General features: G+C 64.2%; 24 protein-coding genes. 7 read left to right on the forward strand and 17 right to left on the reverse strand.

The annotated features are described in order from the left end of the window. Positions 1–8 precede the first annotated feature (8 nt). Both AABD04_RS22475 and AABD04_RS22480 read right to left on the reverse strand, forming a co-directional pair. The gene (locus AABD04_RS22475) at positions 9–953 is read right to left on the reverse strand and encodes a beta/alpha barrel domain-containing protein (RefSeq protein WP_341442549.1); all 945 of its coding nucleotides are present in this window, start codon (positions 951–953) and stop codon (positions 9–11) included. Further along, positions 953–2158 carry a CaiB/BaiF CoA transferase family protein gene (locus AABD04_RS22480; RefSeq protein ID WP_243609101.1) on the reverse strand — a complete coding sequence of 402 codons (1206 nt, stop codon included), beginning with the start codon at positions 2156–2158 and terminating at the stop codon, positions 953–955. The genes AABD04_RS22475 and AABD04_RS22480 overlap by 1 nt, the downstream gene beginning before the upstream one ends. A gap of 208 nt (positions 2159–2366) precedes the next feature. Between AABD04_RS22480 and AABD04_RS22485 the strand changes: the two genes are divergently transcribed. Continuing rightward, on the forward strand, positions 2367–3713 hold the full coding sequence (locus AABD04_RS22485; RefSeq protein ID WP_341442550.1) for a 2-hydroxycarboxylate transporter family protein: 1347 nt from the start codon (positions 2367–2369) through the stop codon (positions 3711–3713). A gap of 102 nt (positions 3714–3815) precedes the next feature. On the opposite strand, the gene AABD04_RS22490 is transcribed toward AABD04_RS22485, so the two are convergent. Further along, positions 3816–4223: a hypothetical protein gene (locus AABD04_RS22490; protein ID WP_341442551.1), complete on the reverse strand. Its 408-nt coding sequence runs from the start codon at positions 4221–4223 to the stop codon at positions 3816–3818. Positions 4224–4415: 192 nt separating this feature from the next. Between AABD04_RS22490 and AABD04_RS22495 the strand changes: the two genes are divergently transcribed. From AABD04_RS22495 to AABD04_RS22510, 4 genes are all read left to right on the forward strand, one after another. Beyond that, positions 4416–5387 carry a bile acid:sodium symporter family protein gene (locus tag AABD04_RS22495; protein ID WP_341442552.1) on the forward strand — a complete coding sequence of 324 codons (972 nt, stop codon included), beginning with the start codon at positions 4416–4418 and terminating at the stop codon, positions 5385–5387. 262 nt (positions 5388–5649) lie between these two features. Beyond that, positions 5650–6702 carry a YihY/virulence factor BrkB family protein gene (locus tag AABD04_RS22500; protein ID WP_341442553.1) on the forward strand — a complete coding sequence of 351 codons (1053 nt, stop codon included), beginning with the start codon at positions 5650–5652 and terminating at the stop codon, positions 6700–6702. Between the two features lie 130 nt (positions 6703–6832). Next, on the forward strand, positions 6833–7222 hold the full coding sequence (locus AABD04_RS22505; RefSeq protein WP_335740478.1) for a DUF4234 domain-containing protein: 390 nt from the start codon (positions 6833–6835) through the stop codon (positions 7220–7222). Positions 7223–7252: 30 nt separating this feature from the next. Beyond that, positions 7253–7687 (forward strand): GNAT family N-acetyltransferase, encoded by a 435-nt coding sequence (locus tag AABD04_RS22510; RefSeq protein ID WP_341442554.1) that lies wholly within the window; start codon positions 7253–7255, stop codon positions 7685–7687. A 97-nt stretch (positions 7688–7784) separates the two neighbouring features. Here the strand turns inward: AABD04_RS22510 and AABD04_RS22515 are convergent, their stop codons facing one another. The 10 genes from AABD04_RS22515 to AABD04_RS22560 all read right to left on the reverse strand — a co-directional run bounded on the left by AABD04_RS22515 (position 7785) and on the right by AABD04_RS22560 (position 17021). Further along, positions 7785–8954, reverse strand: coding sequence for an MFS transporter (locus AABD04_RS22515; RefSeq protein ID WP_341442555.1), 1170 nt, complete (start codon positions 8952–8954; stop codon positions 7785–7787). A gap of 9 nt (positions 8955–8963) precedes the next feature. Beyond that, positions 8964–9644, reverse strand: a complete 681-nt coding sequence (locus AABD04_RS22520) for an EAL domain-containing protein (protein ID WP_341442556.1) — start codon at positions 9642–9644, stop codon at positions 8964–8966. A gap of 87 nt (positions 9645–9731) precedes the next feature. Then, positions 9732–11024, reverse strand: coding sequence for a lipase family protein (locus tag AABD04_RS22525; protein WP_341442557.1), 1293 nt, complete (start codon positions 11022–11024; stop codon positions 9732–9734). A 22-nt stretch (positions 11025–11046) separates the two neighbouring features. Continuing rightward, positions 11047–12636, reverse strand: coding sequence for a GMC oxidoreductase (locus tag AABD04_RS22530; protein WP_341442558.1), 1590 nt, complete (start codon positions 12634–12636; stop codon positions 11047–11049). Between the two features lie 103 nt (positions 12637–12739). After that, on the reverse strand, positions 12740–13291 hold the full coding sequence (locus tag AABD04_RS22535; RefSeq protein ID WP_243609113.1) for a TetR/AcrR family transcriptional regulator: 552 nt from the start codon (positions 13289–13291) through the stop codon (positions 12740–12742). A gap of 35 nt (positions 13292–13326) precedes the next feature. Further along, on the reverse strand, positions 13327–14085 hold the full coding sequence (locus AABD04_RS22540) for a lysophospholipid acyltransferase family protein (RefSeq protein ID WP_341442559.1): 759 nt from the start codon (positions 14083–14085) through the stop codon (positions 13327–13329). Continuing rightward, complete coding sequence (locus AABD04_RS22545) at positions 14085–14477, reverse strand: hypothetical protein (RefSeq protein ID WP_335740468.1); 393 nt, start codon at positions 14475–14477, stop codon at positions 14085–14087. The genes AABD04_RS22540 and AABD04_RS22545 overlap by 1 nt, the downstream gene beginning before the upstream one ends. 8 nt (positions 14478–14485) lie before the next feature. Next, entirely contained in the window at positions 14486–15628 is a 1143-nt protein-coding gene (locus AABD04_RS22550; protein ID WP_341442560.1) for an NAD(P)/FAD-dependent oxidoreductase, read from the reverse strand. Next, on the reverse strand, positions 15625–15822 hold the full coding sequence (locus AABD04_RS22555; protein ID WP_037147192.1) for a ferredoxin: 198 nt from the start codon (positions 15820–15822) through the stop codon (positions 15625–15627). Before AABD04_RS22555 ends, AABD04_RS22550 begins: the two co-directional genes overlap by 4 nt. Continuing rightward, positions 15819–17021, reverse strand: coding sequence for a cytochrome P450 (locus AABD04_RS22560; protein WP_341442561.1), 1203 nt, complete (start codon positions 17019–17021; stop codon positions 15819–15821). The genes AABD04_RS22555 and AABD04_RS22560 overlap by 4 nt, the downstream gene beginning before the upstream one ends. Positions 17022–17185: 164 nt before the next feature. On the opposite strand from AABD04_RS22560, the gene AABD04_RS22565 reads away from it, so the two are divergent. Continuing rightward, a complete protein-coding gene (locus AABD04_RS22565; protein ID WP_341442562.1) occupies positions 17186–17854 on the forward strand; it encodes a TetR/AcrR family transcriptional regulator in 669 nt (222 codons plus the stop codon). A gap of 28 nt (positions 17855–17882) precedes the next feature. On the opposite strand, the gene AABD04_RS22570 is transcribed toward AABD04_RS22565, so the two are convergent. Then, the gene (locus tag AABD04_RS22570; RefSeq protein ID WP_335740463.1) at positions 17883–18095 is read right to left on the reverse strand and encodes a hypothetical protein; all 213 of its coding nucleotides are present in this window, start codon (positions 18093–18095) and stop codon (positions 17883–17885) included. A 225-nt stretch (positions 18096–18320) separates the two neighbouring features. After that, entirely contained in the window at positions 18321–18914 is a 594-nt protein-coding gene (locus AABD04_RS22575; protein WP_374230289.1) for an ANTAR domain-containing response regulator, read from the reverse strand. Here AABD04_RS22575 and AABD04_RS22580 point away from each other — a divergent pair. Further along, positions 18888–19232 carry a hypothetical protein gene (locus AABD04_RS22580; RefSeq protein WP_341443143.1) on the forward strand — a complete coding sequence of 115 codons (345 nt, stop codon included), beginning with the start codon at positions 18888–18890 and terminating at the stop codon, positions 19230–19232. The genes AABD04_RS22575 and AABD04_RS22580 overlap by 27 nt on opposite strands. 67 nt (positions 19233–19299) lie before the next feature. Here the strand turns inward: AABD04_RS22580 and AABD04_RS22585 are convergent, their stop codons facing one another. Beyond that, a complete protein-coding gene (locus tag AABD04_RS22585; RefSeq protein ID WP_335740461.1) occupies positions 19300–21642 on the reverse strand; it encodes a transketolase-like TK C-terminal-containing protein in 2343 nt (780 codons plus the stop codon). 240 nt (positions 21643–21882) lie between these two features. Then, complete coding sequence (locus tag AABD04_RS22590; RefSeq protein WP_335740460.1) at positions 21883–22503, reverse strand: TetR/AcrR family transcriptional regulator; 621 nt, start codon at positions 22501–22503, stop codon at positions 21883–21885. Positions 22504–22566: the final 63 nt, after the last annotated feature.

A 22566-nucleotide genomic window follows, 5' to 3' on the forward strand; every position in this document is an offset into this window, starting at 1 on the left:
CGACATGTTCACACGGGCCATTGTGCATCAACGAGCTGTTGCCTGGTGCCACCTCTGCAGACGAACGAGTACGACGGAGTACCGGTGTAGCCGACGCTGGTCCGCACCATCGCCAAGTAGGCCTCGAGGTCTATCCCGGTCTCGATTCCCAGCGAATCCAGTAGTGCCACCACGTCCTCCATGGGCGCGTTGCCGAGAACGGAGGGGTCGCCTGGGAACCACATGTCTCCGCCGAGGCCGCCGAAGGAGGCCTCGATCCAATCCGCTCCCGCGGCCAGGCTCGCCAACGCGTTGACGGTGCCGAAGCCGTTGCGGTTGTGCAGATGCACCCCCACCGGGATGGTGGAATAGCGGCCCTTGACGCGTCGAACACCGTCGTAGAACTCTGTCGGCGTCTCGACACCGCTGGTGCCCGCCAGATACAACGAGTCGGCTCCGGCGTCGACCACTTGCTCGACCACCGCGTCGAGCTCGGTGGCATCGATCGGGCCGTGACACGGAGCGAAGAACGCGGTGGCCACTGCGGCGCTGACCTTCTTGCCGGACAGGTGCCCCTGGGCGACGATCGCGGAGAAGTCGTGGAGCAACTGCTCGGGCGTCGAATTCTGATTCTTCGCGGCCATGTCCCGATCGACCGGGATGATCGCGACGATTTCTTCGATCTCGGTGGCGCAGGCCCGTTGTGCGCCGCGAACATTGGGCACCAACGCCTTGTAGTGAACACCCTCTCGTCGCGGCGCCTCTGCGATGAGTCGCTCGGCATCGCCGAACTGCGGCAACACTTTCGGATGCGCGAAGGAGGTGATCTCCACAGTGGTCACACCGGAGTCGAGAATGCCGTGCAGCAGTTCGAGCTTCTGGTCGGTGCTGACGAACTCCGATACCGCCTGCAAACCGTCCCGTAGACCGACCTCGACCAACTTCGCGCTCCGGGGCAACCCGTCGAACACCATCAGATGGTCCCGTCGGCGCGGAAGGCGTCGATCGTGTCGCGCGTGAATTCGCCGACGGTGGTGAGTATCTCTTCGGTGTGTTCGCTGAGCTTGGGTCCGGGCCAACGGACGGCTCCGTCTGTGCGACTCAACCGCGGGAACGTGTTCTGCATCGGCACTTCTCCCAGGGTGGGATGCGGGGTGGTGATGATGCTCTTACGGGCAATGAAGTGCTCGTCGCTCAACATGTCCTCTGGTCGATAGATCTTGCCGACCGGTACCGAATGCGCCAGCAACAGTTCCTCGAGTGCGCGCGCGTCGTGCTGGACGGTGAACTCTCCCACCAGAGCGTCGAGTTGTTCCTGACGTTCACCGCGCGCTCCGTGCGTGCTGAACCGTGGATCGGTGGCCAACTCCGGCGTACCCATCGCTTCGGCGAGACGCGCGAAAACCGTGTTCTGATTCGCTGCGATCAATACCCATCCGCCGTCCGCGGTGGGATAGACGTTGCTGGGCGCGACATTCGGCAGAATGGCACCACTGCGTTCACGCTGATATCCCGAGATGACCCACTCGGGAACGATCGACTCCATGATGCCCAGCACCGCCTCGTAGATGGCCGAATCCACCACTTGTCCACGGCCACTGCGAGTTCGCTCGTACACCGCGCCGAGCGTCCCGATGGCGGCGAACACTGCGGCCAGCGTGTCGCCGATCGAGATTCCCACGCGTGAGGGCGGAGTCGAGGGATCGCCGACGACGTAGCGCAGTCCGCCCATCGCCTCACCGATCGAGCCGTAGCCGGCACGGGATGAATACGGTCCGCTCTGACCGAATCCCGAGACCCTGGCCAGAATCAAGCCCGGGTTGTCGGCAGAGAGACGGTCGTATCCCATCCCCCACCGCTCCAACGTCCCCGGCCGAAAATTTTCCACGACGATGTCGGAGCGGGAGATCAACGTTCGCGCGATGGCCTGCCCTTCGGGGGTGCGAAGATTCACCGTCACCGATTTCTTGTTGCGGCCGACGACCGACCACCACAGCGACTCGCCCTGGGGACGCGTCCGGCCCCACTCACGTAGTGGATCCCCGGTTCCCGGCTGCTCGAGTTTGATCACCTCGGCACCGAGATCTCCGAGGATCTGCCCGCAGAACGGTCCGGCGATCAGTTGACCCATCTCGATGACGCGCAGACCCTCCAGCGGTCCGGCACTCGTCGATCTCATTGGGCTCGGTTCGTCGATTACGCGGTCTTCGACAGTCACTACAGCTCCCCTGATTGCATGCACTTTGGTTCCAGAACTCGATATATAGAACGTTCTACCACTTTCTACGCGGATTGTGCATACAATCTGTCTTGACCGAGTGACCAGCGCCACATAACGTATTGCTGACTCCATCAGCTCATCGCGTACCGAAAATTCAGGAGAGACCGTGACGTCAGCCCGCCCGAGCGAATCCGAACTCGTCACCGAGGACAGCGAACGCACGTCGGATATGAACTCGACCCTCGGCTTGCCGATGCGCTGGTTCGTTCCGATGGCACTGGTCGTCGTAATTCTGGCGTACCTGTTCACGCCGGCGGAGGGGATGACGGCGGGCTTCGCCACCACGATGGCCCTCGGCGGACTGCTGATGGTGGCCGGCAACGCCATCCCCGGCCTCAACCGAATCGGCGGCGGCGTCATCTTCGCCATTCTGATTCCGGCCGTTCTGTACAGCTACAACCTCATGCCCGAGAGCACCGCGACAGCTATCGACGACTTCTACACCCTGTCTGCGTTCGGCGAATTCGTGGTCGCCGCGTTGATCGTCGGCAGCATCCTCGGCATGGACCGCAGCCTGCTGATCAAGGCGGGCTCTCGGATCATCGTGCCGATCGTCGCCACCATCACCGTGTGCTTCGCACTGTTCGGCCTCATCGGATATCTCACCGGATACGGTCTCGGCAAGATGTTGTTCTACGTCGTCGGGCCGGTTCTCGGCGGAGGTGTTGCAGCCGGAGCCATTCCGATCTCGGAGATTATCGCGCAGAACAGTGGCGGAGCATCGACCGATTACCTGTCGATGCTCGTCCCCGCAGTCGTGGTCGCCAATACCGTCTGCATCATCGTGGCGGGCGGACTCGCGTGGCTCGGTCGGCGCAAGCCGAACCTGTTCCCCCGCTTCAACGGCAACGGTGAACTCGCCGTCAACAAGTCCAGCTTGACCGTTCCGGTGGGCAAGGCCATCTCCTCGGCCGACGCCGTGCGCAGTTCGATCATCGGATTGTTCACCGCCGGAATGCTGTTCATGATCGCGGACGCGATGTCCTTCTACGTACCCTCGCTCCACACCTACGTCTTCTTGATCGTGCTGTGCGCAGTCGCCAAGATCTTCCTGCCCGTACCCGACTTCCTCGTTCAGGGTGCAGACATCTGGTACAAACTCGTCGCCAACGCGTTCATCCCGGCCATCCTGGTGGCGGTGAGCATCGTCGCGATCGACTTCAAGCAGGTGTTGACCCTCCTCAACGATCCCGTCTACATGCTGTCCACCATCGCAGTGGTTTTCGTCGCTCTCTTCGCCGCCGGATTCGTGGGTTGGCTGGTGCACCTGCACTTCATCGAATCGGCGATCTCGGGCGGACTGGGCCTGGCCGATTTCGGCTCGAGTGGTGACCTGGCCGTACTCGGTGCCGCCAACCGACTCGAACTGCTTCCCTTCCTGTCGATCTCCTCGCGCATCGGCGGCGGACTGGTGGTCTTGGCTCTGTCGATTCTGGGGCCCATCGTGTTGTAAGGCGGGACTACGCGACGCGCACCTCACGGTTCACGATCGCACTCTGCACGCGGCATCCCGCGTCTTGGACTCGATACTGAACCCTCAGGTCCAGGCAGCGATCTATTGCCGGCGGCGATCGCGGGCACGCGCGCGGAGTTGGCCGACTGCAAGGAGGATCAGCGCGACCCCCAGAAGAGTGAGCGGAATTTGGGCGAGGGGGGCATCGATGTCGAGTACGAGAATTTGCCACACCACCCACCCGATGGTCACCAACCCGGCGCACGCGACGTACACCGCAGCCTCGGAGGCGTCGACGAGTACAGCAGCCACGCAGATCAACGGTCCGAGGCCGAGAAAGAACAGCACGAACAACCCGGAAATTCGGTAGTCCCAGGTATGCCACGAGGGGAGCAACCCGACATCCAAGCCCAGTGACCGCCCGCTGGGGTCGGAGGTCAAGGACACCCCGTTGAACGTCCCGGCTGCACCCAACAGGATCAGCAGCGCCACCGTCGAGAACTTGTTCACGGTGACGTCATGTTCGTCGTCCTTCGGTTGTGACGGTGGTTCATCGCTGACGATACTGCCAGAATCAGTCCGATTGGTCTTGTTCTATTCGAATGTCCTGTCAAGTGGGGACTTGCCTGTCGAGGCTGCGGCTAGGCTCGGTGGGTTGCGCGTCCGCCCTGGACGGCGCCCCGACCACACAGGAGACTCCGCATGCCCGAGCTGAAATCCGTCAGCGAGTTCACCGGCAAGTGGTTCGCTCTGATCGTCGTGGCAGCGGGAGCGCTGGCGCTGATCACCCCCGACACATTCAGCGGCGGCACGCCTGCCGTTCCGTGGTTGTTGTCGATCATCATGCTCGGCATGGGAATGACGTTGCGGCTCTCCGACTTCGCCGTCGTGGCGCGTCGCCCGTGGGCACTGCTGCTCGGCGTGGCGGCTCAGTTTCTCGCGATGCCGTTGCTCGGTCTGGGAATTGCCAACGCGCTCGGCCTCTCTGCCGCGCTCACTGCCGGAATGGTGTTGGTCGGCTCGGCCCCGGGCGGTACCGCATCCAACGTGATGGTCTACCTGGCCAAGGGCGACACCGCACTGTCGGTCGCGATGACGTCGGTGTCGACCCTGCTCGCTCCGATTCTCACGCCACTGTTGGTGCTGTGGCTCGCCGGTGAGTACCTACCGGTCGACGCCAGTGGACTGTTCGTCTCGATCCTTCAGATCGTGCTGGTTCCCGTCGTGCTGGGAGTTGTTCTGCGCTTGCTGTTCCCGTCGATCGTCGACCGCGTGCTCGATGCCCTGCCGTTGATCTCGGTTGCCGGAATCACCGCGGTCGTCGTCATCGTGGTGGCCGCCAGCGCGCCGACGCTGCTGTCCATCGGTGCCCTTATCGTCGTCGCCGTCGTGCTGCACAACTCGCTCGGACTCGCCGTGGGCTACGGCATCGGCAAGGCGTGCGGACTCGATGTCGCCAGCCGCCGCGCCGTCAGTATCGAAGTGGGAATGCAGAATTCGGGACTGGCTGCGGCACTGGCATCGGTGCATTTCAGCCCTGCAGCAGCTCTACCCGCGGCCATCTTCTCTGTGTGGCACAACGTATCGGGATCACTTCTCGCCGGCTACTGGTCTCGGCGTTCGATCGAATCGCAGTCGGCCGAACGCGCGCAGGAGTCGACACCGACCGAATAGCTCGAAGCCAGCCACATGGCGATCAGAATCGGGTGCAGTTGACCGCGCTGAGCGCGGTCAGCTGCACCCGATTTGAAGCACCCGACGCGCAGCAGAGCATCTTCACGGCCGCTTCGCGTGGGAGATGGAGCCTCGCCGCCCGAACGCTCGAGTTCGACCGCACCGCACCGCACCGCATCGCGTCGATCGAAACCCGCGCCGATCGCGCAGCCTCGGTGTCGATGCGCTGTTTCCAGCGAAAAACCCCGGGTATGCGACCGCCATGGCCGATTCAGCAACATCACCCGCACCCACCGAGGCAGATCCGGATGATCCACGCAAAGCGGATTCACCTGCCGATCTGACCAAGCCGTCGTGGATCTACGTGCTGAAGAAGACCATCCGTGAGTTCTCCCGGGATCAGTGCACCGACCTCGCAGCCGCGTTGACCTACTACGCCGTACTCTCGCTCTTCCCTGCAATTCTGGCCATCGTGTCGTTGCTGGGCGTGTTCGGCCAAGGACAGGCCACGGTCGACGGCGTACTGCAGGTCGTCGGCGATCTCGGCCCGCAATCCGCTGTCGACACGTTGCGTCCAACCATCGAACAACTTGTCCAAGCCCCCACTGCCGGATTCGCGTTGATCATCGGTATCGCCGGTGCACTGTGGTCTGCGTCGGGCTATGTCGGCGCCTTCGGCCGGGCGATGAACCGCATGTACGAGGTGGACGAGGGTCGCCCCATCTGGAAACTGCGACCGGTGATGCTCCTGGTCACGCTCGTCGCTCTCGTACTCATCGCGCTCGCCGCCGTCATGCTGGCCATCAGCGGCCCCGTGGCCAAAACCGTGGGCGACGCCGTCGGACTGGGCGACACCGCACTGACGATCTGGAACATCGCACGCTGGCCGCTGGTGCTGATCGTGGTGGTGCTCGCCGTCGCGATTCTGTACTACGCAACGCCGAACGTGCAGCAGCCCAAGTTCAAATGGATCAGTTCCGGCGCTGCGGTCGGCATCATCGTATGGATTCTCGCCACCGTCGCATTCGGCTTCTACGTCGCGAACTTCTCCAGTTACAACAAGACCTACGGCTCCCTCGCCGGAGCCATCGTGTTCCTGCTGTGGCTGTGGATCACCAACTTGGCCTTGCTGTTCGGAGCCGAGCTGGACTCCGAACTCGAACGTGGTCGGCAACTCCAGGCCGGAATCGTCGCCGAAGAACGCCTGCAACTGCCGCCCCGAGACACCCGGGTATCGGACAAGAACGACGAAAAAGATGCACAGGCCGTCGAGCAGGGTCGACAATTGCGCGAGGAACACAACCCGGAGCAGTGACACGTGTCGACATCGAGGCGTACCCCCGACGTGGGAGAATCGAGTGGTCCACGGACATGCGACGCCTGTCGCGTCCGACAAGGTTGGGGGGGGGAGCACCATGACCGGTCCGGTTGCCCAAGGTAGTGCGATGAAGCGGCGAAACCCCGTTGTCGTGTGGATTCTGTTGCCGCTCATCACTCTCGGCATCTACCACTTCGTCTGGTACTACCTCATTCACCGTGAGATGGCCGACTTCGACCGACGCAAGGTCGATCCGCCGGTCGCCGGCCCACTGCTGGTTCTGCTCCTCCTCGGCTGGACCATCATCGCGCCGCTGATCAGCTACTACAACACCGGAAACCGCATCGCCGACGCCCAGCGCGCGGCCGGCCTGCAGCCGACGTGCAGCTCGGTCGTCGGACTTCTGCTCACGTTCGTCTTCGGCCTGCAGTCCCTGTACTACCAGCTGGAACTGAACAAGATCACGGCCCGATACAACGACGTCACGCCGGGAACCGTTGTGCCTCTTGCGGTGTGAAGACCGATACCTTTCGACGAAACGGACCCGATGACCACCGTCCAGCACGCACCGCTCTCGCGCGTCGACCCGAGCACCCTGTACCGCATCATGGCGCTTCGGGTCGAGGTCTTCGTGCACGAACAGAAGATTGTCGACGAAGCCGAACTCGATGGTGCGGACCTACTTCCAACGACAGAACTGTTCTGGATCCAGGACGAGAATGGCGAGGTGTTGGCCACTCTCCGAGTGCTCGTCGACGATTCGGTCCACATCGGCCGCGTTGCGACTGCGGCTGCGGGGCGTGGGCGCGGTTATGCCGGACAGCTCGTCGAGGCCGCGCTGAAGGCGTACCCCGGGGTGGTCGAGATGTCCGCGCAAGCGCACCTAGAAAAATGGTACGGACGATTCGGATTCACTCGAGTGGGAGAGGAATACCTGGAAGCGGGAATCCCGCACGTCAAGATGTCCACCCATCCCAGCTGAATCAGCCCAGTGTCGGTGCGTGTGCAACTTGTGCTCCACTCCGCGCCCCGAGTCGGAGAATCCCCGCGACCGAGGCGTCGAGTGGAGCGTCAAGTGCTCAGCCCCGACTCCGCGGGTGCGAGGCCGCGGCGATCGATCCCCCGAGCACCAGTGCATTACCGAGCAGGATGCCCGCGACCCCGAAGGGCCCAGCGAGTGCGCCGACCGTCAGCGGGATGAGAATCTGCGCAGTTCTGTTGGCCGACATCCGCAATCCCAACGCCTCTCCCTGCGCGGATTTCGGCACGATCGACACCACCCACGACATGGTCAGTGGCTGCGGAATGCCGAGCGCGATTCCGAGTGCGATCATGACTCCGATAGCCCCCACGGCCTGGACGAACGGCAATACGGCCAATGCCAGCGCCCCCGCGGCCAGCGAAACATTCAGCAGCACAGTGCGACCGAACTTCGCGTCGAGTCTGCCCAGCCCGATCCGGCTGACCACCGATACCCCGGCACGCAGCGCCAGCAACCACCCCACCGTCGTCACCGATACCCCGCGCTCGACGGCCCACGCCGGCACGAACGCATAGAGCAGATCGACGGTCACCAGCACTGCACCGCTGACCGTCAACGACTGCCACATGCCCGGCAGCTTCAGCAACCGCAGTCCCGACGCCTCGCCCTCCGCGGGCTTCTGCGCACGGATGTGGTTGCGGCCGAACATCAAGAACAGTGCGGTCGGGAGCGCGACCACGGTGAAGGCACCGGCGGTGAGGATGCCGGCCGTCGTGTTGGGGCTCTCCACGCTCGCACCGCCGAACCTCGACGCGACGGCCGTCACGGCGAGCGGCCCGACCAGTTGCCCCATGGAGGCGGCGGCAGTGAGTGCGCCGAAGGCACCTTCGTTCTTACCGTCGACGTGGACATGTGCGACGAACGCCTGCTGCCCGATCATGATGAGCAGATTCCCCAGACCGAACGCAGCGGTGCACGCGAGTAACGCCCACATCGCCGAGAAGCTGACCAGGACAGCAGTCGCTATCGAGCACAACACAATTCCCGATGCGATCACCACCGGCCCTCCGAACCGATCCGCGATGCGCCCGATCGGCAATGCTGTCACCACCGCGGGCGCAGCGAACAGCGCCGCGATCACCGCCAATGTTCGTGTGTCGGCACCCTCGGCGATCGCCCGATAACCGATCATCAGCCGGACCCCGACCCAACCGGCCTGCGCGGCCGTCGCCTGCACTGTCAGAGCAACGGAATCACGAGAGGCCACAGGCGCAAGCTACACCGCTGTGGGGCGACCGATTCGGAAGCCCTGCAACAGGTCGGCCCCGATCGACCTAGCCGCCTCGAGGTCCTCGTCGGTCTCGATGCCCTCGAACACACACCTCGAGTCCGTCTTTCGCGCGAACTCCAGCACCAGTTCGGCCAAGGCCGACTTCACTCGATTGCCTTTCATGCCGTGGACGACGAAGGCGTCGAGCTTGATGACCTCCGGCTCGAGCACGACTAGCTGCCGCATTCCCGCGTAGCCCGAACCCACATCGTCGACCGCTACGGCTACCCCACCGTCTCGAAGTTCGCCCAAGACGGCTACCACCGCGTCCTCGTCGTCGAGGACGGCATGCTCGGTGAGCTCGACAATCAGTGGCCGTCGTCCGCCGTACTCGCGCAGCATGTCCACCAGCGCAGCATCGGCCAATAGTGTTGCTGCGCTGAGATTGACCGCAACGAAGGGCCCGTGCGGCAGACGAGTCGACTCCTCCAGGGCCTTGACGGCCGCCGATCTGTCCAGAGCCGGACCGAGGCCGCACTGCGCTGCATCGGCGAACCACGCCTCGGTGTCACCCCCGCCCGCCGGGAAGCGAGACAGGGCCTCGTATCCCTCGATCACTCCATCGCGTGCACGGACGATCGGTTGAAAGACGATGTCCGGGCCACCGCCGGCAATCACAGCCTCCACCCGACGCCGCGACCGCAACAGGGTCGAGCGAAGCGGTGTCGAGGCGGCCCTAGCCGACGGCACGGATGGATACCCGAACCACTGGGCTCAGTCGACGGAGCATGATGCCATGGGTACGTCGGCGAACCGGTCCATCAGGAACGCTGCGGCGGCACCGCCGTACCCGTCGATCAGCTGCGGCCCGAAGTGGTTGGGCAACACCGCACCCTGCAGGATCGGCGGCAACGGATTGGTACGGAACTCGACAGTGGCACCTCGGCCACACCAATCCTGGGCCAACTGCCGGGCCTGACCGTACGGCACCGTGTCGTCGTTGAGTCCGCTGGTGATCATCACCGGCGCGTTCGGGGTACTACGACCGATCCGCTGAGCCTCGAGGATACGGCCCGCCTGTGGAATGGTGCCCAGATTCGCGAGCATCGACTTGCCGTCCGCGGTCAACGATTCGGTTCGCAGGAACGGGTACTTCAGGATGGTGTCGCCGATGCACTGCGTCGGCAGATCACTCAACACTGCCTTGCCGTGATCGGTGAGTCTTTCTTCTACGAGGGGCAGCAAACTCGGGTCGCGCTCGACGAAACCGTTGAGCGCATAACCGATCACGCCTCCGATCAGCGTGCCGTCGACGGTCTTCAGTACCTCGAGTAGATCCGCGGTGGGCGCTCCGGCCCACGTGCCCTTCAGATCGACCTCCGGCGCGTATTCCGCGGCGAGTTCGGCCGCCGCGGCCGCCGCTCCACCACCCTGGGAGTAGCCCCAGATACCAACAGGCGCATCGGCATCACCGAGCAGCTCGTTCGCCGCGCGGGCACCGTCGAGAACCGCATGAGCCTGCTCGACCCGGTTGACGTAGGTGTGCACGCCGGGCGTTCCCAACCCGATGTAGTCGGTGACGAAGACGTTCGCACCCATCGACCCCCACAGCGTGGAGGACAACAGTTCCTGATTGAACGAGATCGACAGTGGTTGCGTCACAGCATTGACCGTCGTCGGAAACGCACGGGAAGGAGCGCACTGATCGGCCTGACCCACCGTGCCGGGCGCGACGACGATGGTCGGCCGAGGACCGGCCCCACGCCACGGCACCTCGGTCTCGATGAACGTCCCCGATACCACCACCGGCGAATCGTCCTGCGTCCGTGACGTATAGAGCACCCGCTCGGCCTGAACGGGGTAGGCACCGTCCGCACCGGGCAGCGCAGCGAACAACGACATAGGCTGCGTCCGCAATACAGCACCGGGGTCGTCGACGACCTGGGCAGGCGGGACGTAGAAGTCGTCCACGGGATCCGCCTGCGCTGCAGCGGTTCCGAGCACGGTCACCGAGGACGCAAGCAGGGCGGTGACAGCGACGCCGATCATGGTGCGGTACGGATGCATCGGTCTCTTTCTGAGGAGGGGGTCAAACAACGGTGCCGACATCGCCGGCGACGATGTTGTCCAACGCACGTTCGGCCAATGCTGCGATGGTCATGGACGGGTTGCACGCTGCGGTGGTGCCGGGCATGAGCGCCCCGTCGAGCACGTACAGTCCCCGCTGGCCGTGTACGCGTCCGTCGAGATCGCACACCGGGCCCATGTTGGCTCCACCCAATGGATGCCAGGTGGACGGGAACACCGCGTTGGTATCGGTGAGAATGCTGCCCGATCCGGCGATGCGACGCACCGTCGGATCGATCGACCCGTTCTGAATGACGTTGTCGCCATTGGCGGGCCAGTGCAATCGCACCTGGTCTGCGCCGGAGTCGTAGCCGAAATGCCCACGGCCGCTGCTGACTCCGTAGCCGACGAGCATGGTGCTGTGGGCATCGAACGACAACGGCGGTATGGATGCCTGGATGACCGTGTGCGCAGTGTTCGGGTCGTCCCAGTTCAGGCTGCCGAACACCACCGGACCGCCCTGCGGGGTCCCGAACTGCTGCTCGATGCTGGACCACACGTAGATACGATCGGCGTTGGTGCCCCAGCCCTGGCCGAGTTGGTCCGGCAGATCGGGAATGGCACCGGTGGCTCCCGCGCGAACCAACAGCTTGGTGGTGTTGAGACTACCGGCGGCCATGATCAGCGTGCCGGTGGTGAGGATCTTGTTCTCGAGAACCCCTCCGTCGGAGTCGATTCGGTCCACATGGACCGTCCAGCGGCCGTCGGCGGCACGTTCTATCCGGGAGACATCGTGCTGGGTGGCCACGGTGGCCAGCCCCGTCGTCTCGGCGGCGGCGATGTAGGTGACATCCACGGAGTGCTTGCCGCCGTTGTTGACGCCGAACGCACCGGACCCATCGGTGTACGACGGCTTCATCACGCCACGCGTCTCGTCGAGCGCGAAGTTCCAATCGATCGGCATCGGGATCTTCGACACCGGCAGGCCCGCTCTACGAGCACTGGCCGCGAACACCCGCGCCGCTTGATAATTGGGCGTATCGATCAACTCGTCGGGAGCCTGCTCGAGCTGCAACATCCGCGCCACGCGTGGGTAGTGCACCCGATTCAGAGTCGACCAATCCAGTCCGGCCGGAAAGTACTTCTCGAACACCGACTGCGAGGGCTGCAGTGTCATTCCCTGGTAGATCAGGGATCCGCCTCCGACACCGGCCGCGCACAGCGCCGTCATGTTGTCTCCGGGTACCGCCTCCAGCAGGCCGACGTATGGATCGAACGGAACCGGCCTACCGAACAGGTTGGGACTCGAACCGTGCCACAGCATGCGCTTGTCCGGTGCCGTCGCGTTGGGGAAAGTGTCGCCATTCGGTCCTGTGTTCCAACGCCTTCCGCGCTCGAGCACCAGAACCGGCACCCCGGCCTCGGCCAGGCGCAATGCGGCGACGCCACCGCCGAACCCCGATCCGATGATCACCACACGGTGGTCCTCGCGGGTCAGTGGGATCTGGACGCGTCGGCCGCCGGCCGCTCGCGCCACCCCCGCGCCCGACACTGCGGCCAACCCCGCAACCGCAGTTGCGCCGAGAAACGACCGGCGGTTCAAATTCGACACGTACCCCCCAATGGTGTGCAGCAGCGCGCATCGAGACCTGTGTCACGTGCCCGTGCGAAGTAAAACTAGACAGAAGTGGGCAATAGTGTCAAGTTCCACCGGGTCAGCTGAAGGTAAGAAGCGGCACCAACCAGCGTCGGAGGTATGCCCGTAGACCGTCGTCGTCGTGAATTGTCGGATCGTCGAACAGAATGACCGACAGCGCGTTGCGCGTGAACACCGCCTCGACACCGTCGAACTGCGTCGGATCGAATTCGGGATGTCGTTCGATGTAGCCGTCGAGGAACTGGCGCACCACCGGCTCGGCTCGATCCATCACGTCCGGATCGAACAGCGGATTCGCAGTGCCCGAACGGAGCAACGTATTCAGAACCGGTTGTCGGCGAAGGAGATCTCGAGCGGCCACAATGGTTTCGACGACGAAGTCCGATGCCGTTTCGGCCCGATCGGCCTTCTCCCCTATCTCGCCCATGAAGCCGACAACGAGGCCGACCATCGCCTCGGAGATCATGTCCTCGCGCGTGCTGAAGATCGAATACACCGTCTGCCTCGTCACGCCCGCAGCGCGCGCCGCCGCGGCAATGGTGACGTCCTCGAACCCACCCTCGGCAATGAGCCCGAGGGTGGCGTCGAGAATCTTCTGCTTCGAGCGCATGGCTCCGAGTATGACTGCATCCCCCGCTCGGCGAGTCATCCGATGACGGGACGCCGGTCTTTCGTCAGTTCGTCGAGCTCGGCTTGCATCGCGGAATGCACCCGGCCCGCGAATTCCTCGGCCGTCTCGTCGGTATCGGGTCGCATGGGTGCCAGCACCGACGTGTCGAGCTTGGTGGGCAACGGCAGATACGGAAGGAGTCCGACCACACCGAGATTGACGCCCCAGGGAATGGACACCGACAGTGGCAGCGTCTTGAGCCGCAGCGCCTTGTCCAACCTCAGAGCCTTCGCCAATCGCTTGCCGCTCCCGAGTACGAGCAGCGACTCCCCGGCACCGGCGGTCACCACGGGGACAATCGGCACCCCCGCCTCCATCGCCAACCGGGCGTACCCGGAGCGCCCGTCGAACAGGATCTCGTTCCGGTGTTTCCAGGTCTTGAGCGCATCGACATCACCGCCCGGGAACACCAGGACGTTGTGGCCGTCCGCGAAAGCGTCCAGGGCCGTCTGCCGACCGGCGGGCCTGGCACCGAACGGCTCGATCAGCTTCTCGGCATGCAGTGTCCAGGCGATCTGGTGCGTCAGCGTGATCAGTTCTCGGTCGACACCCAGTTCGTCGTAGGCGGCTGCGAACGCGAACACGTTGAGGTCGACGACTCCGCCGAACCCGTGGTTGGCGACGAACAATACCGGAGTGTCCGGAACTGGCTGCGCCACCGTCACTTCGAGTCGGTTGTAGAAGCGCACGGCTTCGATGCTCGCGGCTCGCAGAGTGCGCGCGATATTGTCCACTACCGGTCCAGCTGCAGATCGGCGAGCGCGCCGGCGATCACGAAGCCTCCTGCGATGGCACAGCCGGCCGTTCTCGTTCGTTGTGGCAGGTGAGCGGTGAGCGCGAACGCCGCGGTGTCCCAGACGTCGACGGCCACGCCTGCGCGCAGCAGTGTGCGCACCGCGTTGGGTGCGTACCGCGTTGCCGCGTACAGGCCGCCGCCGATGTAGATCTCCCGAATACCGAAGGTGCGAGCGGCAGCTCGTGTGGTCGCTACCGCAGCGTCGGGGCCGGCGAGGAGTTCGTTGGCACGAGTGGGCGCAATCATATGCGCGATGCCGATCGCCGCGCGGGCCAGCCCGACTGCCTCGGGAAGACGACGAACCAGACCTGACGCAGAGCCGAGAGCCATGAAATTCCTTACGTAGTGGGAACACCGTTGTTGCGGGCGAGTTTTCGGAGCAGTCCGACGGCCTTCTTCATGCCGTAGGCAACGATGGTGGCGCGGCCGTCCTCGTGGTTCCACTGCAACAGCGCCGATCCGTCGTCGACCGAACCTTCGAGGACGGTGGGTTCTCCCTGTAGTGGGAGTGGACCGACGACTTTGATGGACAGTCCCAGAATCTCGGTCCAGAAATAGTCGTCGGTGGGGGCGCACGTCGGTTCGAGGCCGAGCGCCGAGGCGGCGGCAACTTTGCCCTGCGCGACGGCATTGGACCAGAACGGGGCTCGACGGGACGCAGCACGCGCGTAGGCGACGTCCCCGGCAGCAAATACTCCGGGAATCGCTGTAGCGCAGAGATAGTCGACGCCGACCCCGATACGGTCCGCGATACCGGCACCGTCCAGCCAGTCCGTCTGCGGCACATCACCGGCGCAGGTGACGACGACATCGGCAGCCAGCTTCGTGTCTGCGAACTCGATACCCGTGACGGGCTCACCGACCAAAGCGACGGGAGCATTCGTCCGAACGAACTGCACCGAGGAGGCCTCGGCTCGCGCCACTATCGCGTCGGACAGGAAAGAACCCAGGAGCCGTTGCAGCGGAGGATCCACATCGACGACGGTCACTGCGATACCGCGTGCAGCACAGGCACTCGCGACCTCCATGCCGAGGAATCCGGCACCGACGACGATTGCCGTCTGTGCCGCATCGAGTCTCGGACGCAGTGACCGAACATCGTCGAACGTCCGCAGCACCGTCTCGCCCGCCTGATCCGGAGCGGCGATGCGACGTGCGGCAGCTCCGGTGGCGACGATCAAGCGATCGTAGGGAACATCGGTACCGGCGGCGGTGGTGACGATCCGATTCTCGGTATCCGTCGATACAGCACGATCAACGATCGTGGTGATGTCGAGATCGCACAGGTCCCACGTTTCCGCCTCCACTGCTTCACCTTTCAGAACATGCTTGGACAGCGGCGGCCGCGCGTAGCAACCGTCCGCGTCGGCACCGATCATCGTGAGCGAACCCTTGTGTCCGCGGGCGCGTAGTTCCCGTGCAGCGGTGCACGCGGCTATGGAGTCGCCGACAATGACGATCCTTCGGCCCGAGGAGCTCACGCCTGCTCTCGCAGTGCCGCCACCGGGCACACGCCGATCGCAGACCGGGCCGAGGCTGCAAGGTCGTCGGGAATGTCGTTGTCGTCGAACGCGTAATGCAGTTCGCCCTCGTCATCGAGGCTGAACACCTTGGGTGCTTGCTCGGCGCAGATGCCATGCCCCTCGCACCGATCCCAGTCGACGTCGACTCTCATTGCTGTGTCCCTTCTGCTGCCACCAATTTCAGTGGCAACTGTTCGTATCGATGAATGACGTTGTTGACGGCCCTTTTCGGCGCACCGGTGGCCACGATTCGATCGACTCGCCGCGCGAGTACTCGCAGCATGGTCTGGGCTTCCAGTCGCGCGAGCCCTTGGCCGGCGCACCCGTGCACCCCGGAACCGAAGCCGAGTTGGCGCGCGGCGTCCCGGGTGATGTCGAACTCGTCGGGGCGGTCCCATTCGCGCTCGTCACGGTTCGCCGACGCGTAGACCACCAGTACGCGAGCACCTTTCGGGATGCGTGATCCGTCGATCTCGACGTCACGCACGGCTCGACGCGAGAACGCTCTGATCGGCGACTCGTATCGAACGACCTCGTTGATCGCATTGGGGATGAGGTCAGGGTCCTGCCGAAGTGCCTGCCATTGCTCGGGATGCCGAGCGAACAGATCGAGAGCACCGGAAATCGCCCCGATGGTGGTGTCGAGTGAGGGACCGAGGTAGTCAATCATGAGCGCAGGGCACGCGGACTGTTCGATCTTGTTCTCGTCGGCGGCTTTCAGAACGTCGTCGCCCATGCTCCCGGGCAGCACCGATCGTTCTCGCACCACCTTCCTGGAGAAAGCGAACATTTCGGCGGCACCCTTCGCGGCCGAGATCGAGTGCCGATTGACGGGACCGAGGGAGTCGAATGTTGCTCCTGCCCAACGAAGTAGATCTTCGCGGCCGTCCTCCGGCCACCCGACCAGATCAGGCACGATCGACATCGGTAGCGCCGTGGCAAGGTCATCGACGCCGTCGACAGACTTCTGGCGCAGGGCCGCGTCGACGATGCTTTCGGCCTTGTCCTCCACCGCCGCCTTCATCTTGCGTACGGCCTTCGGGGTGAGCCGGTGCGCCAGCACCGAGCGCTTGGTTGCATGGTCCTCGCCATCACTGTTGAGCGTCGTCCCACGGCCCAACCGGTTCGCAACGGGATTGAGCGCGACACCGTCCCCGGAAACGAAGGTCTCGTCGTCGAGCAGCACTGCCTTGCACCCGGCATAGCGCGAGACGGCGAACACCTGCTGGCGCGGCAGCCACACCACCGGGCCGAGCTCACGCAACCTCGCGTAGTGCGGGTACGGATCGAGGAGCGCCTCGGTGGAATAGATATCGGCGCGGTACTGCGGGATCGTCGCGTTGGTCGTCATGAGGTCCTTCGGTGCCGCCGGAAGAGTCGATGCACCCCGCATTCACAGGGTATTGACGATATCGTCACCCATGGCACTGCCGTCCGTCAAGGCTTTTTGACGAATTCGTCATCATTGAGACGCGATAGGCTGCCCTCACTCACACCGCAGAGCAGGAGCAGACCGTGACCGAAGGCAACCGCGTCGAGCGCCGCAAGGCGCGCACCAGAGCCGCCCTCGTCAAGGCCGCGCAGGGATTCCTGGCGAGCGGCAACACCAACGCACCCGTTCTCGAGATCACGCAGGCCGCCGACGTCAGCAACGGATCGTTCTACAACTACTTCGAGACCAAAGAAGAACTGTGGCAGGCAGCCATCGACTCGGCCCTCGAATCCGCCGGCGACTACCTCGACTCGCTCACCGTCGGCCTGGACGACCCGGTCGAGAAATTCACCCAGTCGTTTCGCTTGTCCGGACGCCTCTTCCGCCTCGAGCCGCAACTGAGCCGCGTCCTGCTCAACTCCGAGGCCTCGGCCTTCGCCGCAGCGGGGGGCCTGGCACCACGTTCACGCCGCGATATCGAATCGGCTGCCGCACGAGGAAGATTCGATGTGGACGACCCGGATGTGGCCCTCGCCCTGGTGGCAGGCACTCTCCTGTCCATGGGTCGACTGCTGCTGGCGCAGCCCGATCGCGACGAGGCGGCGACGGTCGACGGCACCACCGAGCGGGTCCTGCGCGCGCTGGGCATCTCCCCGGACGAAGCCCGAACGCTGTGCAGCAGCGAACTACCGGCGTCCTACGGCGTCGACGTGCATGCCGTCGTCGACCCCACGGCAGGCCCCCGCAGCTGACGACCGTGACCTGGTACTGAGCCGAGGCTCAGTCGTCATCTGCGCGCAGCGCCGCACTGAGTGCCTCTTGCGCTGACACGTCGGCCTCGACTGCACCACGCAGTTCGGCGTCGTCGGAGGCGACGACCAGCGGAACATCGCTGTCCGTCTGACCACGCTCCCCGGCCAATCCCTGCTCGCGCTCCTTGGCCCGGCGGTAGTCGGCGAGAGCGACGTCTTGCTTCTCTCGTGCTGTGGCCACGCCGTCACGCCCTCTGGTGCCGGGCCGGCGCGTGCGTGGGCACCGGGGCCGGGGCCGGTCGGCCGACGGGCTCGTTCTTCCGATTCCCCCCACCGGTGTCGATATCGAGATAATGCTGAAGTTCGTCGTGAATCGGAGTGTCCGTCATGGGCCTTGACCTTCTCGACCTTCGATAACGCAGATCGTTCGGCTTCGCTGAACCATTGTGGGACCGAGCTGTCGGCGTCAATGCGACCCTACGGCCTTCGAGACCGCCGAGTTCACCACCCGCGCTGCCAGTACGGCAACACGGACGTTCTCGCGCTGCGACTGCTCGGCCAGAACCGCGAATGCCACTTCGGGTGAGATGCCGCGCACGGCTATCAAAATTCCTTTGGCCTGCTCGATCGTTCCACGTGTCTTCATCGCCTCTCGAAGACCGTCCGCTTCCGTTCTTGCTTCTGCCGCATGGCGCGAATTCCACACCGCAGCTTCGACCGAGGTGACGAACATCTTGACGAGAACCTCGTCGACATCGCTGAATCCCTCGCAGTCGAATCCATAAAGATTCAGCGAACCGGCATGTCCCGAGTCGACAGCCAACGGAGCAGACAGATAACTTGTCACTCCGATCGCGGCGGCTGCAGACGCGAAATTCGGCCAGCGAGTGGCGACCTCGTCGATCCGAACACTGACGATCTGGTTGGTTCTCGCAGCTTCGAGACACGGGCCCTCGTCTGCCGCGTACTGATCGGCGTCGATATCGATCACACGCGCATTCGAGCATGCCGCCGTCGCGGGATTGTCGGAATCATGACGGAGCAAAGTCACTCCCGCCATGTCAGCCCACGGGATGGCAGCGACCACCTGGTCACACAGGCCCTGCAAGAGAGTTTCGAAACGCTTGTGCTCGAGCAATATTCCGCGAAAAATGTCGAGAGCATCGAAGGTGTCTTCGGCAAAATAGTCTTCGCCTGCAAGCCGACGTCGCCGGGCAGGCAGAGCAGCCGAGATTTCTTCGTCGAATGCGGCTGCAGCCGTGGCTTTGGTAGCGGCATCACGAATGCGGCCGTTGGATGTCGAATCGGTCAAGTAGATCGCGTCCCAGATGGTGCAGTCATTACACCTGTTGACGTGCACGAGGCCTGTCAGCGGTGATGACCTTCACCGAATGACCCAACCGTACGCTCGCTGTCAATGGGTGTCCGAGCGAACACCCGCGTAGCTACTGGCCGGTGACGTCCAAAGCGGCACCGACGATCGAATCGGTATCGATGTGATGGTGCTTGTACACCTCGTCCAGCGACCCGACCTGACCGAAGTTGCTGACGCCCAACGACGTCGATGCGACGCGGTTCACGTTCGCGAGGAAGGCCAGGGTGTGCGGATGGCCGTCGAGCACGGTCACCATCGGTGTCGCCCGATCGGCCGGCAGCAGCTGATCGAGAATCCACGATTCGGCATCTCCATGCCCCTGCCGCGCCTGCACGGCACGGTAGAGCTGGCCGGGGCTGGTGATGCACAGGACGTCCGCGAGAATACCGATCTGCTCCAAACGTGCTGCGGCATCGAGAGCCTCGGGCATGAGCGCACCCATCGCCGCGATCGTAACGGTGGCACCGTCTCGTCGAACGAGAGGATAACCGCCGGCCACCACCTGCTTGCGCCTGCGTTCGCGGGCCGCCGGATCGCTCGGCACGTCGGCCAACGTCTGATCGACCGGACGGGTCGACAGACGCAGGTACGCCGAGGTGCCGTCGGGACGACCGAGCTTGGCGATACTGGCGAGCAACGTCCACTCCACGTCGATGGCGAACGCCGGCTCGTACGAGATGCAGCCGGGCTGTTCGAGACCGATCGACGGAGTCTTGATCGACTGGTGCGCGCCACCTTCCGCGGCCAGCGTGACACCCGACGGAGTGCCGACCAGAATCGACTGGCCGCCCGCGTAGATGCCGTACGACCACGGCTCGAGGGCGCGCTCGACGAACGGGTCGTACATCACTCCGATGGGGAACAGGGGCTCTCCCCACCGACTCCACGTTGCACCCAGCTCGCCCATCAATCCGACCAGATTGGTCTCTGCGATACCGAGTTCCATGTGTTGACCGGTGGGACCTTCACGCCAGTGCATGATGGTTTCGGCGTCGTCGCCGAACCAGTCGTGCCGCTCCGAGGACGACCAGACACCGACCTTGTTGACCCAACCGCCGAGATTGGTGGTGGAGCTGACATCGGGACTGACCGTGACGACGCGTCGAGCCGCATCGGGTGCCTCACGGGTGAGGTCGATCAGGGTGCGGCCGAGTGCGGCCTGCGTCGTGGCAGTGCCTTTCGGCGTACGTCCGATGTCGGTGGGCACGCTCGGTGGTTCCGCATACGAGAACTGTTCGCGCTGTCGACGTTCGGCGACCTCGGCGCACAACCGGCCGGCTGCGCTCTCGGCGTCGAACCGGTCCCAGGGCGAGCCGGCGTCCGTGCCGAGAGTCTCTGCGAGAGCTGCATACTCGTCGACCGTCAGCAGCGACGAGTGATTCTGTGGATGCCCCTGAGTGGGGAGCCCGAAGCCCTTGACGGTGTAGGCGATGATCACTGTGGGACGGGTGTCGTCGATCTGCGCGTATGCCTCACGCAGCGCGTCCAGATCGTGTCCGCCGAGGTTGCGAATCGACTCGGTGAGCATCAGGTCGTCGAGATCGGCGATCAGCTCGACGATCGCGGCCGCGTCGGAACCCTTGCCGGGCAGCCGATCACGCAGATCCGACGCCGAGCAACGCAGCAGCCGCTGATACTCGGGATTGGGCATGTCGAGAATGCGTCGACGAAGAGCATCACCGCCGGTGCGGGCGAACAGATTCTCGAGCAACCGCCCGAAGCGGACCGTGATGACCTGCCAGCCTGCGGCGTCGAACATCTTCTCGAGACGCCCCGCGGCGATGTTCGGCACCACCCGGTCGAGCGACTGACGATTGAGGTCGACGATCCAGACGATCTCGCCCAACTCTCCGATGCCGGGGTCGATGACGGCCTCCCACACGGCACCTTCGTCGAGCTCGGCGTCTCCGACGAGCGAGTACTGCCGACCCCGAAACGGGACCGCCGCATCTGCCGAGAATGCCGAGTCGACGAAGCGGCGAGACATCGCGCCCCAGATAGGCGCTGTCGCACCGATTCCGACAGAGCCGGTGGAGTAGTCGACGGTGTCGGGATCCTTCGCGCGTGACGGGTAGGACTGCAGGCCACCGTACGAGCGAAGGGTCGTCAGATACTTCTCGTCCAAGTCACCGAGAAGGTAGTTGATGGCATGCAACACCGGCGAGGCATGCGGCTTGACCGACACCCGGTCTGCTGCGGTCAACTGCTCGAACCACAGCGATGTCATGATCGTGACCATCGACGCGCAGGAAGCCTGATGCCCGCCGACCTTGAGTCCCGTCGGATTGGGCCGGATTCGGTTGGCGTGGTGGATCATCGATGTCGAGAGCCACAGCACGCGTTCGGAGATGTCGTGCAGAGTTTCGCGCCCACCGGTGGCCGAATCGTCTGTGGTCGAGCTGAGGCTGGTCATGGCCGGAGACTCCTGAAGTTGGCGACGAAAGAGTGCATCGAGTGGAAGAGACGGGACCGGATGTGGCCCCGTCTTTCCCTGAGGCAAGCGTTCGGATTGCGAAGCGCCGAGTCAGTCGCGTCGGTGATGCAACCGGCGTCAGTCGACCAGAGGTTCACCGGCTGCGCAATAGCGGTGTACTCGATTGTGCAATCTGCGCAATTTTACGGGTGGTTCGGTGGCCGTTTCTTGTCGTCCTGATCATTCGCTTCGACGCGTCGCGGATTCGACGACGGCCTCGAAGGCGTCGACGATCAACGCGACCAAGGCGTCCAGTTCGATGTCCGGGGTGTCGAAGAAGGCCTCCGCGGTCCGGTCGAGAAAGCCCGTCCACCCCGAGATCGCGGCCACGACGAGCGGCGGCAGCGGATCCGGAAGTTCGGCCAGGGCCGCAACCTGCCGCTCCCCCTCGGCGCGAGCCTGCCGAAGCGCGCTCTCGACCCCGGCCTCGCCGAATTCTTCCTCGCGGACGACGCGCAAGTACAACGCGCGATGATCCCGCAAGAATTCGATGTGCCGTCGGACGAAGCCCTCCAACCGAGTCCGGACGGTCTGCTCCTCGGGCTGCGGCCCTTGCGCATCGGCCAATCTGCCGAGAACGTCGGCCAGCGCGGCCTCGACCAGGCCCTGCTTGTCGGTGAAGTAGTAGAAGAGCAGCCCATGTGCCACACCGGCTCTGCGCGAGATCGCAGCCGCACTGATGTCTGCACTGGCACCTTCGGAGATGAGCTCGATCGCGGCGTCGATCAGCGCCTGGCGGCGATCGCGGCGTGGGCGAGCGCGCCGTGACTGCTCTGCATCGTCGACGTCGTTCGAGGGCACGGCCCGAGACTAATGCAGATCGCGCCACGCTCGCGTGTCACCCTCTTGCGTTATCTGCATGAG

This window comes from Rhodococcoides navarretei, from assembly GCF_038069675.1.
Taxonomy (GTDB): Bacteria; Actinomycetota; Actinomycetes; order Mycobacteriales; family Mycobacteriaceae; genus Rhodococcoides; species Rhodococcoides navarretei.

Bases quoted from the DNA above. Each gene is read 5' to 3' on its own strand.
- AABD04_RS22475 (WP_341442549.1), bottom strand. From the start codon at position 953: ATGGTGTTCGACGGGTTGCCCCGGAGCGCGAAGTTGGTCGAGGTCGGT.
- AABD04_RS22480 (WP_243609101.1), bottom strand. From the start codon at position 2,158: ATGAGATCGACGAGTGCCGGACCGCTGGAGGGTCTGCGCGTCATCGAG.
- AABD04_RS22495 (WP_341442552.1), top strand. From the start codon at position 4,416: ATGCCCGAGCTGAAATCCGTCAGCGAGTTCACCGGCAAGTGGTTCGCT.
- AABD04_RS22500 (WP_341442553.1), top strand. From the start codon at position 5,650: ATGGCCGATTCAGCAACATCACCCGCACCCACCGAGGCAGATCCGGAT.
- AABD04_RS22505 (WP_335740478.1), top strand. From the start codon at position 6,833: ATGAAGCGGCGAAACCCCGTTGTCGTGTGGATTCTGTTGCCGCTCATC.
- AABD04_RS22510 (WP_341442554.1), top strand. From the start codon at position 7,253: ATGACCACCGTCCAGCACGCACCGCTCTCGCGCGTCGACCCGAGCACC.
- AABD04_RS22525 (WP_341442557.1), bottom strand. From the start codon at position 11,024: ATGCATCCGTACCGCACCATGATCGGCGTCGCTGTCACCGCCCTGCTT.
- AABD04_RS22535 (WP_243609113.1), bottom strand. From the start codon at position 13,291: ATGCGCTCGAAGCAGAAGATTCTCGACGCCACCCTCGGGCTCATTGCC.
- AABD04_RS22545 (WP_335740468.1), bottom strand. From the start codon at position 14,477: ATGGCTCTCGGCTCTGCGTCAGGTCTGGTTCGTCGTCTTCCCGAGGCA.
- AABD04_RS22555 (WP_037147192.1), bottom strand. From the start codon at position 15,822: ATGAGAGTCGACGTCGACTGGGATCGGTGCGAGGGGCATGGCATCTGC.
- AABD04_RS22560 (WP_341442561.1), bottom strand. From the start codon at position 17,021: ATGACGACCAACGCGACGATCCCGCAGTACCGCGCCGATATCTATTCC.
- AABD04_RS22580 (WP_341443143.1), top strand. From the start codon at position 18,888: ATGACGGAGCAAAGTCACTCCCGCCATGTCAGCCCACGGGATGGCAGC.
- AABD04_RS22575 (WP_374230289.1), bottom strand. From the start codon at position 18,914: ATGGCGGGAGTGACTTTGCTCCGTCATGATTCCGACAATCCCGCGACG.
- AABD04_RS22585 (WP_335740461.1), bottom strand. From the start codon at position 21,642: ATGACCAGCCTCAGCTCGACCACAGACGATTCGGCCACCGGTGGGCGC.